This window comes from Arthrobacter pityocampae, from assembly GCF_002927275.1.
Taxonomy (GTDB): Bacteria; Actinomycetota; Actinomycetes; order Actinomycetales; family Micrococcaceae; genus Arthrobacter_D; species Arthrobacter_D pityocampae.
Genome location: NZ_PRKW01000003.1, coordinates 347,398 through 361,130, shown reverse-complemented (window position 1 = coordinate 361,130; position 13,733 = coordinate 347,398). Strand labels below are relative to the sequence as shown.

Sequence of the window (13,733 nt, the reverse complement as noted above, 5' to 3'; positions counted from 1 at the left end):
ACACCCGTGTAATTGGGGCAACGGATCTGTTCCGGCAGGCGGGCGCGAGGGTCGACCCATGCTGATGCCGGAACAGCAACACCGGGAAGGCTGATCATGGGGCAGGCAGAACGCATACAGGAACGACCGGATATCGCAGCGCAGGCTTCGGCCCGCTACGGGTCACGGGGCGTTCCCGCCGACTGGTTCCTCGATCCCGCCGACCCGCAGGCGAGCGAACGGTACCGCGAAGGCATGCGCTCGCTCGAGGACCAGGCCACCGCGTTCCTCAGCGCCCATCAGACCCTCACGCTTCTCCCCGACGTCGACGGCCCCAGCAGCCTCCTCGTCCTTCCGGGCCTCGCCCCGGAGGTGCCTGCTGAGGAGCCCGGATGGATCGAGGTCCCGCTCGTGCCGGGTAACGTCGACGACGACGGCGAGCTGTCGTGGCAGGCGGACGCCCTGTGCGCGCAGACCGACCCGGAGGCCTTCTTCCCGGAGAAGGGCGGGTCCACCCGCGACGCCAAGAAGGTGTGCGGATCCTGCATCGTGAAGTCGGAGTGCCTCGAGTACGCGCTGGAGAACGACGAGCGCTTCGGTATCTGGGGCGGTCTGTCCGAGCGGGAGCGCCGCCGGCTGCGGAAGCGAGCAGTCTGATTCAGGAGTACCTCCGGGTCACCGCCGTTGTCGTAGCCCACAACGGTGCCGGGTACCTCCCGGCAACCCTGGAAGCCCTCGCACGCCAGACCCGCGCTGCTGATGCCTGCGTCGGCGTCGACACCGGCTCGACCGACGGATCGGCGTCCGTCCTCCAGCTCCGCCTGCCGGCCGGAAGTCCCGTGATCGGCGCCCCCGCGCGTGCAGGATTCGGCGCGGCCGTGAGGACGGCCGTCGCCCGGATACCGCCGTACGCCGGGTCCGGGGAGGGCGGCTGCCACGACTGGCTGTGGCTCCTCCACGACGACTCCGCCCCCGAACCCGGTGCGCTCGCCGAACTGCTCCTCGCCGTCGAGCGGGCCCCCTCGGTCACCGTCGCCGGCGCCAAGCAGGTGGCGTGGGACGATCGCCGTGCCCTCGTGGACGTCGGACTGTCCATCAGCCGGTGGGCGGAACGGCTCACCCTGATCGACGTCGACGAGCACGACCAGGGGCAGTACGACGCCCGGAGCGACGTCTTCGCGGTCAACTCCGCCGGCATGCTGATCCGCCGTGACGTATGGGACGCCCTCGGCGGCTTCGACCCGGCCCTCCACGGCGTGGGCGACGACGTCGACCTGTGCTGGCGCAACCGTCTTGCCGGCCACCGCGTGGTCGTGGTGCCGACGGCGGTCCTGCGTCACGCGCGGTCCAGACCGCACCCGGTGTCCACCCCGCACGGTGCGCGGGCCGCCGAGGTCTACCTCCGGCTCAAGCACGCCGCGGCACCGATGGTGCCCGTCCTCGCCGTCGGTGCCGTCCTCGGAGGCCTGGTCCGGCTGCTCCTCGGACTCCTGGCGAAGGACCCCGCCCACGGTGCGGGCCAGCTGCTCGGCAGCGTCGCCGGCGCCTGCCGACCGCTCCATCTCCGGCGGTCCCGCCGCTCCGCAGCCCGTAGCCGGCGCCGCCCGCGCTCCATCGTCCGCCCGCTCGTCACGTCCCGCCGTGAGGTGTGGTCCCACCGCCGGTCCGTCATCGACGCGTTCACCTCGCGCGGCGCCTCCGCCGGGCCTGACCCGCTGCAGCGGACCGAGGAGTACGTCCCCTCGGGGGACGGCAACGACGACTTCGCGGCCCTCACCACCCCGGCGCGGCTCTGGGTCGGCGCCGGCGCGGTCCTCGCCGTCGGGGTGCTGCTCGCCGCCGCTCTCCTGGGACTCCACCGCCTCGTGGGCGCACCGGCCCTGGCGGGCGGGGCGCTGCTGCCGGTCGCCGCGACCCCGGGCGCCGTCTGGGCCGGTGCCACCACCTGGTGGACCGGTCTGGGAGCCGGCTTCGCCGCCCACGGCTCACCGTTCGCGTACGTGCTGTGGCTGCTGTCCCTGCTGGGCCTCGGCTCCACCAACACGGCCGTCGTCGTCGCCGTGGTCTGCGCGCTGCCCCTCGCCGGCCTGGCCGCGTGGCTCGCGGCCGGTGCCCTCACCCGGTCCCGCGCGCTGCGCCTCTGGGCCGCGGTCTTCTGGGGTGCGGCGCCCGCCCTGCAGGTCGCGCTCGGACAGGGCCGCCTCGGCGCGCTGCTCGCCCACGTCCTCCTTCCCCTGGTCCTGCTGGGCGTCGTCCGGGCCGTCGGCGGCGCCGTGACCGCCGGAGCCCTGCCGGACGGCGTCGTGAAGCCGGGCCTCGGCGGGACCCGCAGCTGGACCGCGGGTGCGGCCGCCGGACTCGTCCTCGCCGTGGTGGCGGCGTCGGCGCCCTCCCTCGGTGCCTTCGCGCTGGTGGGACTCGTCATCGCCCTGATCGTCGGGGGGAAGCGGGCGCGCCCGCTGTGGTGGACCCTGCTGCCCGGCGTCGCCCTGTACCTGCCGTACCTCCTCTCGGCACTGCCGGATGCCCGGGGCGTCCTCGGCGATCCGGGCGTGCCGCTCGCGGCCGATCCGGCCGCCCCCTGGCAGCAACTCCTCGGCTTCCCCGTCCGCTTCGACCCGATGCTCGGGCCCGCCGCCGGTGCCGGGTCGGTGCCCTTCCCGCTCGTCGCCGCGCTCGTCATCGGCGGGCCCGTGATCACCCTGGCCACCGTCGCGCTCTTCCGGCGGAGTGGACGCGGCACCCTCGTGCGGGGGTTCTGGCTCCTGGCGATCCTCGCCCTGACCCTGGGCGCACTCACGCCGCGCTTCCCGGTCGCGGTGGACGGTACGGCCCTGGTCGGTGTCTTCCCGGGTCCGCTCGTCTCCGCCGTGACCCTGTGCCTGCTCGCCGCCGCCCTCGCGGGACTGCCGGGCCGCCGGGATCCCGGCGTCCCCGCGGCACCGTCCGGCGCCGGCCGGCGGGTCCTGCGGGTCGCCGCGGGGCTGACCCTCGCGGTCGGCCCCCTGCTCAGTCTCGGTCTGTGGCTCGTCCCCATGCCGGCCGACCCTCCCGCGGCGGCCTCCGCGCCGGACGTGATTCCCGGCAGTCCGGCCGAGGAGCCACCCGCCGTGGACACCGGGCTGCCGGACTTCGGCACGGCGGTGCGCCTGGATCCCGCACCCGAGCGACCGCTGCCCGCGACGGCGGCGGACCGCGGGACGGGCCCCGACAGGACCAGGACGCTCGTGATCACGGTCGAGGACGACGACGGCGTCCGGGCCGCCCTGGCGCGCGGTGCCGGGACGACCCTCGACGCGCTCAATCCCCTCCACGCCGCCCGCACCCTGCAGGGCACCGGGGAGGTGACCCTCGGGGAGGAGGACGAGGCCGCCCGGCTCCTGCGGACGAGCGTCGCCGTGATCGTCGGCGCCACGGGTGCGGACCCACGCGCCGACCTGCGCGACCTCGGCGTCGGCTTCGTCGTCCTCCGGCAGTCCGCGGCCGCCGGGGACTTCCTCAGCGGCCGCATCGACTCCGTACCCGGCCTCACCGCCGTCGGCGACACGGAGACGGGGCGTCTCTGGCGGGTCGCCCCGACCACGCCCGGCGGCGGCACCGGGGACGGCGCGGACCTCACGGCCCGGGTGCGGGTCGTCGATCCCGAGGGGCGCACCGAGGCGACCGTCCCGTCGTCGGAGGTGGACGCGGCCGGCGCTGTCCCCGCGGGGGCGGAGGGCCGGCGCCTCGTCCTGGCCGAGGCGGCGGATCCCGGGTGGCGTGCGAGCCTCGACGGCCGGCGGCTCGACTCCGTGTCCGGCGGCTGGCAGCAGGCCTTCGCGCTGCCCGCCGCCGGCGGCACCCTGGAGATCTCCTACGTCGGCGTCCACCAGCGGTGGGTCGAACCCGTCCAGGCCGTCGTCCTCGGCCTCACCCTGCTCCTCGCCCTGCCTCTGCCCTCCCGGCCCGCCGTCGTGCGGCCGAAGAACCGCCACGGCGCCGTGCCCGGCCTCCCCGGAGACGGCCTGCCGTGGAACGGCCGAGGGGACGGCCAGGTGGACGACGCGCCGGACGGCGTCGCCCGGCCGCAGCCCGCGGCCAGCGGAAGCGGTGCCCGGTGATCCGGGGACGAAGGACCGGCCGGCCCCCAGGGGACGCCGTGCTCCGCGCCGTGCCGACGAACGCGTCGACGGACGCCTCGACGGGTGCGACCGACGTCGCTCCGGGGGACACCCGTGCCGCGAGGACGGCCGTCGCGGCCCGTGCCGACGCTCGGGACCGAGCGGCCGGCGTCGGAGCACCCACGCGCCTGCGCACCGCCCTGGGCGCCGCGACCGGCGTCGTCCTGCTCGCGGCGACGGCGGCGGTCGCCTCCGGAGGCGTGACCGCAGCCCTGCCCGCGGGCCCCGACGCCGACGTCGCGGTCCCGGCGGCCGCGGTCCCGGCCGGCGACTACACCGCGGTGTGTCCGGCGCCGCCCCGGCCGGTCGCCCCGAGCGGCGACGGCGACGACCCCGAGTTCGGTCCGGCCTCGCGCACGGCGAAGACCACGGTGTCCGGCCTGGTGCTCAGCGACCTCGGCGCCACCGTGACGGGGAGCGCACTGCTGCCCGTCGGCGGGGAGGAGCCCCTGGACCTGATCCGCGAGTTCGCGCCGGAGTCGTCCCTCGGATCACGCGGTCCCGCCGGGAGCAGCGAGGACGGCCTGACCACCCGCGTCGCCGGGGTGACCCGGGGCACCGCCGTCGACGCCCCGTCCGTCCTCCGAGCCCAGGCACAGGGCGGGCTCACCCCGGTGGCCGCCGCCAGCGCCACCTACACCGCCACCGACGGCGACCTCCGGGGGCTCGCAGCCACCGCCTGCCAGGTTCCCTCCAGCGATTTCTGGCTCCTGGGGGCCGCGACCACCGCGGGGCAGTCCTCCGTCCTCACCCTGACCAACCCCACCGGCACGCCGGCCGCCGTGTCGCTCGAACTCCACGGGCCGGACGGCCCCATCGAGGCGGCCGGGACGCGCGGCGAACTGGTGGCGCCCGGGGAGACCCGGCGCATCGTGCTGGGCGCTTTCGCCGGCGACCAGGAGCACGTGGCCGTGCGTGTGCGCAGCGCCGGCGGGCGCGTGACCGGGGTCATCCAGCAGAGCGTCCTGCGCGGGCTGACGCCCGGCGGGGTGGACCTCCTGTCACCGAGCGCGCCGGCGGGCCTGACCCAGGTGGTGCCCGGCGTCGTCGTCCAGGACACGGCGACGGCGCGCCGCATCCGCGAGCAGGACGGGTACGCGACGGCGTCCCCCGAACTGCAGGTACTCGTCCCCGGCGCGAGCGACGCCGTGCTCGATCTCCGCGTGTTCGGGCCCGACGGTGAGGTGGAGCTGCCCGACGGCGGAGTAGTCACCGCGCCGGCGGGAGCCGTCACCGGCGTCCCCCTCGATGCCCTGCCCGCGGGCAACTACACGATCGCCGTCACCTCCGACGTCTCGGTGGTCGCCGCGGCGCGCGTGACCCGCGGGACCGACGACGGCAAGCCGGTGGACCTCGCCGGCGCTCCGGCGGCCGTGCGCCTCGGCAGCGGCCACGCGATGGCGCTCGCCGAGGGCGTGGACGCCGCCCTGGTCCTGGGGGCACCCGGCGGTCGCGGCGAGATCACCCTGACACCCGTCTCCGCCGACGGCGTGCTGGGGAAGCCCGTGGTGATCGGCATCGCGGGAGGCACCTCGGTGACGGTGCCGGCGTCCTCCCTCGGCCGGTCACCGGTCGCGGTGCTCGTCGATGCCACCGGGGACCCGGTCTACGGCGCGCAGGTCATGACCCTGCCCGGGACGACGAGCGGCATCTCCGTCGTGGCCGTCCCGGTCGGTGTCACGGCTCCGCAGGACCTGCCCGTCGACCTCGGGTACTAGCCCGCAGTCGCCCCCGGTGATCCGGGGGACCGGTCCGGTGCGCCCGGCTCAGGCCTGGGAGCGCCCGTACGCGGGATCGACGGCCTCGGGGGCGAGGCCCATGAGCTCGGCGGTCTGTTCGACGACGACGTCGTGCACGAGCTCGCTCACGGACAGGACGCTCCGCGCGGCCATGAGGACGGGGTGCCGGTAGATGGTGATGACGGCGGGACGGTGCGGCGAGGCGGGGGAGCAGGAGCCGAGGAGCCCCCGCAGCATCTCGGGCGTCATGTCCTCGAGGCCGTCCGGGATCTCCTGCACCACGATCTGGACGTCCTGGATGCGCTCGCCCCAGAGGCGTTCGAGCCGCTGCGCGGATTCCATCACCCAGTCGTCGAACTGCTCCGACCGCGACCGCGCACCCGGCAGGTACTGCGGGAGCAGGTCACCGCGCATGCCGCGTCCCCGACGATTGCGTCGGCGCTCGTAGAACGACCGCGCCGGACGCTCGTCTGCGGCCGCCGGATCGGTCAGGTTCACCGAGAGTGTGGGAGCATCCTGCATGCAACGACTCTAAGCCTTCCACCGCCCCGCACGCACTCCCGCGCCGGTGCCCGGCAGGGTTGCCTCACCGACGCGGGGGAGCCGCGGGGCGCGTCCCGGCGTCCTCCGCGGCCGATCCCCGGTAGGGTGGATCCCCGTGGGATCACTCCGTCAATGCTCCAGATCGGCCTGCCCCCGGCGGGCGATGGCCACGCTGACCTATGTCTACGCGGATTCGACGGCGGTCCTCGGCCCCCTCGCGACCTACGCCGAACCGCACACCTACGATCTCTGCGCGGTCCACGCCGAACGCCTCACCGTGCCCCGCGGCTGGGAGGTGGTCCGCCTGGCGCTTCCCGACGCCGCGCCGGAGCACAATCCCGACGACCTCCTGGCCCTGGCCGACGCCGTCCGGGAGGCCGCCGCCGAGCCCACCGTCGAGGCGCCGCCGGTCGGACCCCGCGGGGCCAAGGCCCCCATGGAACCGCCGGCCGGCGTCAGCGGCCCCCGGCGCGGCCACCTCAGGATCCTGCCCGAACCCTGACGGGCAGGGCGCCTCCGACCGGGCCGCCCGGTGGAGGCCGGAGAAGTCGCCGGCGGTAGACTGGGGGACAGAATCCCCGTTCCTTCCGAGCGAAAGAGTTCCCCGTGGCGAACCTTCCACCCCGACTGCTCGACGTCCTCCGCTGCCCCGTCACGGGGTCGAGGCTCGTCCAGGAGGGCCATGTCCTCCGGACGTCCTCGCCGGGACCCGACGGCACCCGGCTGACCTACACGCTCGACGAGGGCATCCCCGTGCTCCTCCGCCGCGAACTCCTCGAGGGCGGCACGCGCGCCTGACCCGGCCGCCCGCACCCCGACCTCCCGACCCTCCAAGGACCAGGACACCATGACCTTCGACCACAAAGTTGCCGACCTCTCACTCGCCGAGGCCGGCCGCCACCAGATCCGCCTGGCCGAGCACGAGATGCCCGGACTCATGGCGCTGCGCCGCGAATTCGCCGACTCCCAGCCCCTCGCAGGAGCGCGCATCGCCGGATCGCTGCACATGACCGTGCAGACGGCCGTCCTCATCGAGACGCTGACCGCCCTCGGCGCCGAGGTGCGCTGGGCGTCCTGCAACATCTTCTCCACGCAGGACGAAGCCGCCGCGGCCGTCGTCGTCGGGACCGGCACCGTCGAGGAGCCCGCCGGTGTGCCCGTGTTCGCGTGGAAGAACGAGTCCCTCGAGGACTACTGGTGGACCGCCACCCAGATCCTCACCTGGCCCGGCCAGGCGGACGGCCTCGGCCCGAACATGATCCTCGACGACGGCGGCGACGCCACGATGCTCGTGCACAAGGGCGCCGAGTTCGAGGCGCTCGGAGCCGTGCCCGCGAACCCGCAGGAGGGCGACGACGACTACTCCCACGAGTACACGGTGTTCCTCGACACCCTCCGCTCCACGATCGGCTCGGAGCCGCAGAAGTGGACGACGATCGCCGCGGGCATCAAGGGCGTCACGGAGGAGACGACCACGGGCGTGCACCGCCTCTACCAGCTGGCGGCGCAGGGCAAGCTCCTCTTCCCCGCGATCAACGTCAACGACTCCGTCACGAAGTCCAAGTTCGACAACAAGTACGGTGTCCGACACTCGCTGCCCGACGGCCTGAACCGGGCCACGGACGTGCTGATCGGCGGCAAGGTCGTCGTCGTGTGCGGGTACGGCGACGTCGGCAAGGGCGCGGCCGAGGCCATGCGCGGCCAGGGCGCCCGCGTGATCGTCACGGAGATCGACCCCATCTGCGCCCTGCAGGCCGCGATGGACGGTTACCAGGTCGCAAGGCTCGAGTCGGTGCTCACGCAGGGCGACATCTTCATCACGACCACCGGCAACAAGGACGTCATCATGGCCCGGCACATGGCGGGCATGAAGCACCAGGCCATCGTGGGGAACATCGGGCACTTCGACAACGAGATCGACATCGCCGGCCTCGGGCGCATCCCCGGCGTCGAGAAGATCGAGATCAAGCCCCAGGTCCACGAGTGGGTCATCCCCGCCGACGAGGCCGCGGGCGTGGAGGAGCACTCGATCATCATGCTGTCCGAAGGGCGCCTGCTGAACCTGGGCAACGCCACGGGCCACCCCTCGTTCGTCATGAGCAACTCCTTCGCCAACCAGACGATCGCGCAGATCGAGCTGTACACGAAGTTCGAGCAGGACGACGCCGAGGGCAACCGCGAGTACGAGAACGAGGTGTACGTCCTCCCGAAGGTCCTCGACGAGAAGGTCGCCCGCCTGCACCTGGACGCGCTCGGCGTCGAGCTGACCGAGCTGACCAAGGGCCAGGCCGAGTACCTGGACATCGACGTCGCCGGTCCCTACAAGGCGGAGCAGTACCGCTACTAGCCCGCTGCCAGCCGGGCCCTCTTCGGCACGGCGGCCGATGGTACCCGTGGGTGCCGTCGGCCACCGTGTCCTGGTCCGACACCGCGCGGCCTCCGCGGTGAGGTGCGTCCTGGCACGTACAGTCGCTCAGAAGCAGTGCTAGGGAAGGGCTGGACGCATGCGCACGAAGCAGGAACCGGGCAGGGCAGCAGCGGGACGGAAGGGCTGGAAGGTCGCCGCCATCGGTGCCGCGGCGGTCGTCGCCGTCGGCGGCGGCGTGGGCATCGCGACGGCATCGCCGTGGGGCGATCCCGCGCCCACCTCGACGTCGTCCCCGGCACCCTCGCCCGCTGCGACCGGAACCCCCGACGCGGCGCCGCCCACACCCTCCCCGGCAGCGGGGACGCCGACGGCAGCGCCCGACGCCCGGGCCGGCGAGTACACCGTCGGCCTCACGCCCACGGACGGTGCGGTCGCGGTCAACCCCGGTACTCCGGCCGCGGTGAAGGTCACCGGGGCGACGCTCGACGCCGTCGAACTCGTCCCGCGGGCGGGCGGCACGCCGGTCGCCGGAACCGTCTCCGACGACGGCACGACGTGGACCGCGACGGACCGGCTCGCCTTCGACACCGAGTACGCGTTCTCCTACACGGTCCGCGACTCCGCCGGCCGGTCCGTCAGGAACACCTCCACGTTCCGGACCGTCGAGCCCGCGAACGAGGCCGACGCGGCGATGTTCCCGCTGGACGGCGCGACCGTGGGCACGGGCCAGCCGCTCGAGTTCACCTTCAGCGAGCCGGTGACCAACCGGGACGCCGTGGAGGAGGCCATCACCGTCACCAGCACCAGCGGGCAGTCCGGCGCGTTCTACTGGATCTCCGACACCAAGGCACGCTACCGCCCGGAGACGTTCTGGGCCCCGAACAGCACGATCACGGTCGAGTCCGGGCTGTTCGGCGTCGACTTCGGCAACGGCATGATCGGCAACAGCGACACGACCCGCACCGTGAAGACGCACGACACCCGCCTGGCCGTGGTGGACAACACCACCAAGACCATGAAGGTCTACCTCGACGGGAAGCTCGACCGCACCTTCCCCGTCACCCTCGGCACCGACGAGTGGCCCTCCACCGAGGGCTACATGGTGGTGATGGAGCACTACGAGAGCACCCGGTTCAGGGCCGAGTCGATCGGCCTGGAACCCGGCGATCCCGCCTACTACCCGCCGACGGTCGTGAACCATGCCAGCCGGTTGAGCAACGGCGGCGCGTTCGTGCACGAGGCGCTGCCCGCGGCGCAGGTGGCCCTCGGGGAGATCAACGTCTCCCACGGCTGCATCGGGATGTCCCCCGAGGGCGCCGAGTACTTCTACAACACCTTCGGGCCCGGGGACGTGGTGCAGATCCTCAACACGGGCTACGGCCCCATGTACGTGTGGGACGGCTTCGGCGACTGGAACGTCCCGTGGACCGAGTGGGTCGGCCAGCCCTAGTCGAACGGCAGGGTGTGGATCCGTTTCGCCGTCGACTCCGCCCGTTCGCGCTGACGCATCATCGCCGTGTAGTCGCGGTCACGCCGCGCGGCGATGACGGCGCGCAGGAACTCCTCCGGATGGGTGTCCGCCGGGGGTGCGGGGGAGACGTGGCGGCTCGCCTCGGCCGCGAGGTCCAGGGAGAGCGTGGTGCGGGCCGACGGCGTGAGGCGCGGCGCCTGCGCGAGGAACTGGGACATCCTGCGGCCGAGGGCGTCGGGCAGGCGGCCGATGTCCGCCGTCGCAGCCCAGGCCTCGAGGCTCTGCGGCATGACGAGGACGGCGCGTGGCCGCGCGACCACGCGCTCCCGCATCGCGTAGGTCCCGGCCAGCAGGTCGCCGAGGCGCTTGGAGCGCTCGTTGAACAGGGAGACGAGGAAGGCGAGCGACCCGACGAGCAGGTAGATCTCGAGGATCGCGAGCATGCCGCGGATGAAGGCGTGGCGGAAGCGGATGGCGCCGCCGTCGTCGCGCACGATCCGCAGTCCCATGACGAGGCGGCCCAGCGACTTCCCGCGGGTCACGGTCTCCACCGTCACCGGCAGGACGACGACGAGCAGGACCACGACGACGAGGCCGAGGGCCCTCGTCAGGGCGTCGTCGAACACACCGTCGAAGAGGTTCCCGATCAGCAGCACCAGCAGGATCCCGAGCACGATCTGGGCGATGATGTCGATGAGGACGCTCAGCCCCCGGGCGGCGAATCCGGCCGGTTTCAGCTCGAGGACCACTGCCTCGCCGGTGACGACCGAACTCATGAATGTCCCCCTGACCGCCGGTGACGGGCCCTGGTGTCCCGTGCTCCCTCCCAGCAGCGTAACGCCGTCGTGCCGTTGCCCGTGCCGTTGCCGCCGTGTGATGGTGCCGGAACTATAGGGTTGGCCCATGGACGTGGACGCATTCATCGCCGTGCACCGCAGCGACTGGCAACGACTCGACGAGCTCGTGGGCCGGCGCCGGCTCGACGGCGCGGAGTCGGACGAACTGCTGGTGCTGTACCAGCGCGTCTCGACGCACCTGTCCATCATCCGGTCCGTGGACCCCGAGAGCGCGTTGTCCGGGGCGCTGTCCACCCGGCTCTCCCGCGCGCGGACCCGGTTCACCGGGGCGAGGTCCAACACCATGGAGGACATCGCGCAGTTCTTCGTGTTCTCCCTTCCCGCTGCGTTCTACCGCGTCCGCTGGCTGACGGTCGTGGTCGGGCTGGTCTTCGTCGCGGTGGCCTGGCTCTACGCCTTCTGGGTGGGCACGCCCGGCGTGATCCAGGCGCTCGGGCCGGACGAGGAGCTCCGGCGCTACGTCGAGGAGGACTTCGTCGACTACTACTCGGAGAACCCCGCCGCATCCTTCGCCGGCCTGGTCTGGACGAACAACGCGTGGATCGCCGTGCAGGCCGTCGCGTTCGGCGTCACCGGCATCTGGCCGGTGTTCATCCTCTACCAGAACGCGCAGGGCGTGGGCATGGCCGCCGGCATGATGGCGTCCTACGACCGGCTCGACACCTTCTTCCTCTACATCCTGCCGCACGGCTTCATGGAGCTGACCGCCATCTTCATCGCCACGGCCGCCGGGCTGCGTATCTTCTGGGCATGGGTGGCTCCGGGACGCAGGACCCGCGCCGCCGCGCTCGCGGAGGAGGGCCGCGCGCTGATCACGGTGGCGCTCGGGCTGGTGCTGGTGCTGCTCGTCTCGGGACTCGTGGAGGGGTTCGTGACCCCGAGCGGGCTGCCGCCGTGGCTGCGCCTCACCATCGGCTTCCTCGTCCTCGGCGCCTACTGGGCGTACACCCTGATCCTCGGACGGCGCGCGGTCGCGGCCGGGCACCGCGGCGACCTCGGCGCCGTCGACCGGGGGGACGCCGTCGTCACCGCCTGACACGGTGGCTCCGGGCCCCGTGACGGGCCTGGCCGGTCGCGATCGGTGACCCCGCGAGGGGCGGGTGAGCGGGGAGCCTCCCTGCGGCGCACGCGAATGCCCGGTAGTGTCGAATGACGCCGGATGCAGGCACCGGCGGCAGACATCGAGGAGACATCGCAGTGGCAGAGACCGACAGCCCCCGTCCGAGCGCTTCCGGCGCATCCCGCGCGGACGGGATGCGCGCTGTGGGCGACGACCAGGCCGCCGTCGGGCCGGGCCCCGAGACGCCCGGTGCTGCCCCGGATCCCGGGGAGGAGCCGGCCCCGGCCGTCGCCCGGCAGGACGAGCCCCCCATGAGGGAAGCAGCCGTCCTCCCGGACGTCCCGGAGGTCCACGACGCCGGCGACGACGAACTCGCGCGTGAGTCGTCCGTCGACGAGTTCGACGACGTCGCCGAGCCCGACGCCGCGCCGGACGTCGAGAACGACGCCGGCGAGGCCGAGCCGGACGCCGAGCCGGACGCCGAGAACCACGCCGACGAGGCCGACGTCGACGGGACCGACGGCACCGACGCCGCTCCGTTCGACGAAGTCGACGCTGCCGCTCCGTCCGATGACGGCGATCGGCCCTCCGGCGAACGGGACCCCGCTCAGGGTCCTGCCGGAGCGCACGGTACCTCCGCCGTCCCGGCAGGACCGGCGTCGTCCGGCGCCGGTCCGTCGTCCGCCGGTCCCTCACCGGCGCACGGAAGCCACACCCCGGCCGCCGCCGGCCCGTCCACGGACACGGCAGCCCTGTCCGTACCCCCGTCGGACAGCGACGCCGCCCGGCGTGCTGCGGCCCGGGACAACGCGGCCACGGCGAAGCCCGCCCTTCCGCGCTTCCTGCAGGTCGTCGTCGCCCTGTTCTTCCCGATCATCGTGGTGGCCGTCGCGATCCGGGCCGTCGCGACGTCGTCGTTCCTGTGGCTCGAATACCACCGGCCCGGGTTCCCCGCGGACCGGTTCGGTTTCTCATTGGACGACCGCATGACGTACGGCTCGTACGCCCTCGACTACGTGCTGAACTTCGCGCCCCCGCGATACCTGGGTGACCTGGTGACGCCGGAGGGCGAGTCGTTGTTCCTCGAGTCGGAGGTGGGGCACATGGCGGATGTGAAGGGCGTCCTCGGGCTGTCCTTCTTCCTCGCCCTCGTGCTCTTCGTCCTCTCGGTCCTGGCCTGCATCTACCTCGCGCGGCGCTACAAGGGCGGGGTCCGGCGGGCGCTGTTCTCGGGGGCCGTGCTGACGCTCGTGGGCATCGCCGTCCTGACCGTGCTGGCGGTCCTCGCGTGGGAGACCTTCTTCACGCAGGTCCACGCCCTGTTCTTCGCGGACGGCACGTGGACGTTCCGCCTGGACGACACCCTCATCCGGCTCTTCCCCGAGCAGTTCTGGACGGACTCGGCGGTGACGGTCGCGGCACTGGTCCTCACGGCGACGATCCTCACGCTCGTCCTCACGTGGCCCACGAAGGCCCGCCGTGATCGCTCCAGAAGGGCCCAGGAAGCGGCGCAGGAACGGTACCGCAAGGCGCTGGACGCCTCCTAGCGACATCCG

At 73.4% G+C, this 13,733-nt stretch carries 11 protein-coding genes; 9 read left to right on the top strand and 2 right to left on the bottom strand.

The window, feature by feature from the left end:
• Positions 1-96: 96 nt before the first annotated feature.
• From C4K88_RS08025 to C4K88_RS08015, 3 genes are read left to right on the top strand one after another with little or no spacing between them, the layout of a single operon-like run.
• Complete coding sequence (locus tag C4K88_RS08025; protein ID WP_104121109.1) at positions 97-636, top strand: WhiB family transcriptional regulator; 540 nt, start codon at positions 97-99, stop codon at positions 634-636.
• The gene (locus C4K88_RS08020; protein WP_438502336.1) at positions 540-4,079 is read left to right on the top strand and encodes a glycosyltransferase; all 3,540 of its coding nucleotides are present in this window, start codon (positions 540-542) and stop codon (positions 4,077-4,079) included. Before C4K88_RS08025 ends, C4K88_RS08020 begins: the two co-directional genes overlap by 97 nt.
• Positions 4,080-4,117: 38 nt before the next feature.
• Positions 4,118-5,857, top strand: coding sequence for a DUF5719 family protein (locus C4K88_RS08015; RefSeq protein ID WP_104121108.1), 1,740 nt, complete (start codon positions 4,118-4,120; stop codon positions 5,855-5,857).
• A gap of 48 nt (positions 5,858-5,905) precedes the next feature.
• Here the strand turns inward: C4K88_RS08015 and C4K88_RS08010 are convergent, their stop codons facing one another.
• A complete protein-coding gene (locus C4K88_RS08010) occupies positions 5,906-6,400 on the bottom strand; it encodes a metallopeptidase family protein (RefSeq protein WP_104121107.1) in 495 nt (164 codons plus the stop codon).
• Positions 6,401-6,536: 136 nt separating this feature from the next.
• Here C4K88_RS08010 and C4K88_RS08005 point away from each other — a divergent pair, with 136 nt between their 5' ends.
• From C4K88_RS08005 to C4K88_RS07990, 4 genes are all read left to right on the top strand, one after another.
• The gene (locus C4K88_RS08005) at positions 6,537-6,923 is read left to right on the top strand and encodes a DUF3499 domain-containing protein (RefSeq protein ID WP_104121106.1); all 387 of its coding nucleotides are present in this window, start codon (positions 6,537-6,539) and stop codon (positions 6,921-6,923) included.
• A gap of 104 nt (positions 6,924-7,027) precedes the next feature.
• Positions 7,028-7,219, top strand: a complete 192-nt coding sequence (locus C4K88_RS08000) for a Trm112 family protein (protein ID WP_104121105.1) — start codon at positions 7,028-7,030, stop codon at positions 7,217-7,219.
• Positions 7,220-7,268: 49 nt separating this feature from the next.
• Positions 7,269-8,768 carry an adenosylhomocysteinase gene (ahcY, locus tag C4K88_RS07995; RefSeq protein WP_104121104.1) on the top strand — a complete coding sequence of 500 codons (1,500 nt, stop codon included), beginning with the start codon at positions 7,269-7,271 and terminating at the stop codon, positions 8,766-8,768.
• A gap of 157 nt (positions 8,769-8,925) precedes the next feature.
• The gene (locus C4K88_RS07990; protein ID WP_104121103.1) at positions 8,926-10,239 is read left to right on the top strand and encodes a L,D-transpeptidase; all 1,314 of its coding nucleotides are present in this window, start codon (positions 8,926-8,928) and stop codon (positions 10,237-10,239) included.
• On the opposite strand, the gene C4K88_RS07985 is transcribed toward C4K88_RS07990, so the two are convergent.
• Positions 10,236-11,036, bottom strand: a complete 801-nt coding sequence (locus C4K88_RS07985) for an RDD family protein (protein WP_104121102.1) — start codon at positions 11,034-11,036, stop codon at positions 10,236-10,238. The two genes, C4K88_RS07990 and C4K88_RS07985, sit on opposite strands and share 4 nt — an antisense overlap.
• A gap of 127 nt (positions 11,037-11,163) precedes the next feature.
• Here C4K88_RS07985 and C4K88_RS07980 point away from each other — a divergent pair, with 127 nt between their 5' ends.
• Positions 11,164-12,153 carry a stage II sporulation protein M gene (locus tag C4K88_RS07980; RefSeq protein ID WP_104121101.1) on the top strand — a complete coding sequence of 330 codons (990 nt, stop codon included), beginning with the start codon at positions 11,164-11,166 and terminating at the stop codon, positions 12,151-12,153.
• A 161-nt stretch (positions 12,154-12,314) separates the two neighbouring features.
• Positions 12,315-13,724 (top strand): TIGR01906 family membrane protein, encoded by a 1,410-nt coding sequence (locus C4K88_RS17535; protein WP_241521775.1) that lies wholly within the window; start codon positions 12,315-12,317, stop codon positions 13,722-13,724.
• Positions 13,725-13,733 lie beyond the last annotated feature (9 nt).

What these genes read in the sequence shown, in the direction of transcription:
- C4K88_RS08025 (WP_104121109.1), top strand. Translation starts at nt 97, where the DNA reads ATGGGGCAGGCAGAACGCATACAGGAACGACCGGATATCGCAGCGCAG.
- C4K88_RS08010 (WP_104121107.1), bottom strand. Translation starts at nt 6,400, where the DNA reads ATGCAGGATGCTCCCACACTCTCGGTGAACCTGACCGATCCGGCGGCC.
- ahcY (WP_104121104.1), top strand. Translation starts at nt 7,269, where the DNA reads ATGACCTTCGACCACAAAGTTGCCGACCTCTCACTCGCCGAGGCCGGC.
- C4K88_RS07990 (WP_104121103.1), top strand. Translation starts at nt 8,926, where the DNA reads ATGCGCACGAAGCAGGAACCGGGCAGGGCAGCAGCGGGACGGAAGGGC.
- C4K88_RS07985 (WP_104121102.1), bottom strand. Translation starts at nt 11,036, where the DNA reads ATGAGTTCGGTCGTCACCGGCGAGGCAGTGGTCCTCGAGCTGAAACCG.
- C4K88_RS07980 (WP_104121101.1), top strand. Translation starts at nt 11,164, where the DNA reads ATGGACGTGGACGCATTCATCGCCGTGCACCGCAGCGACTGGCAACGA.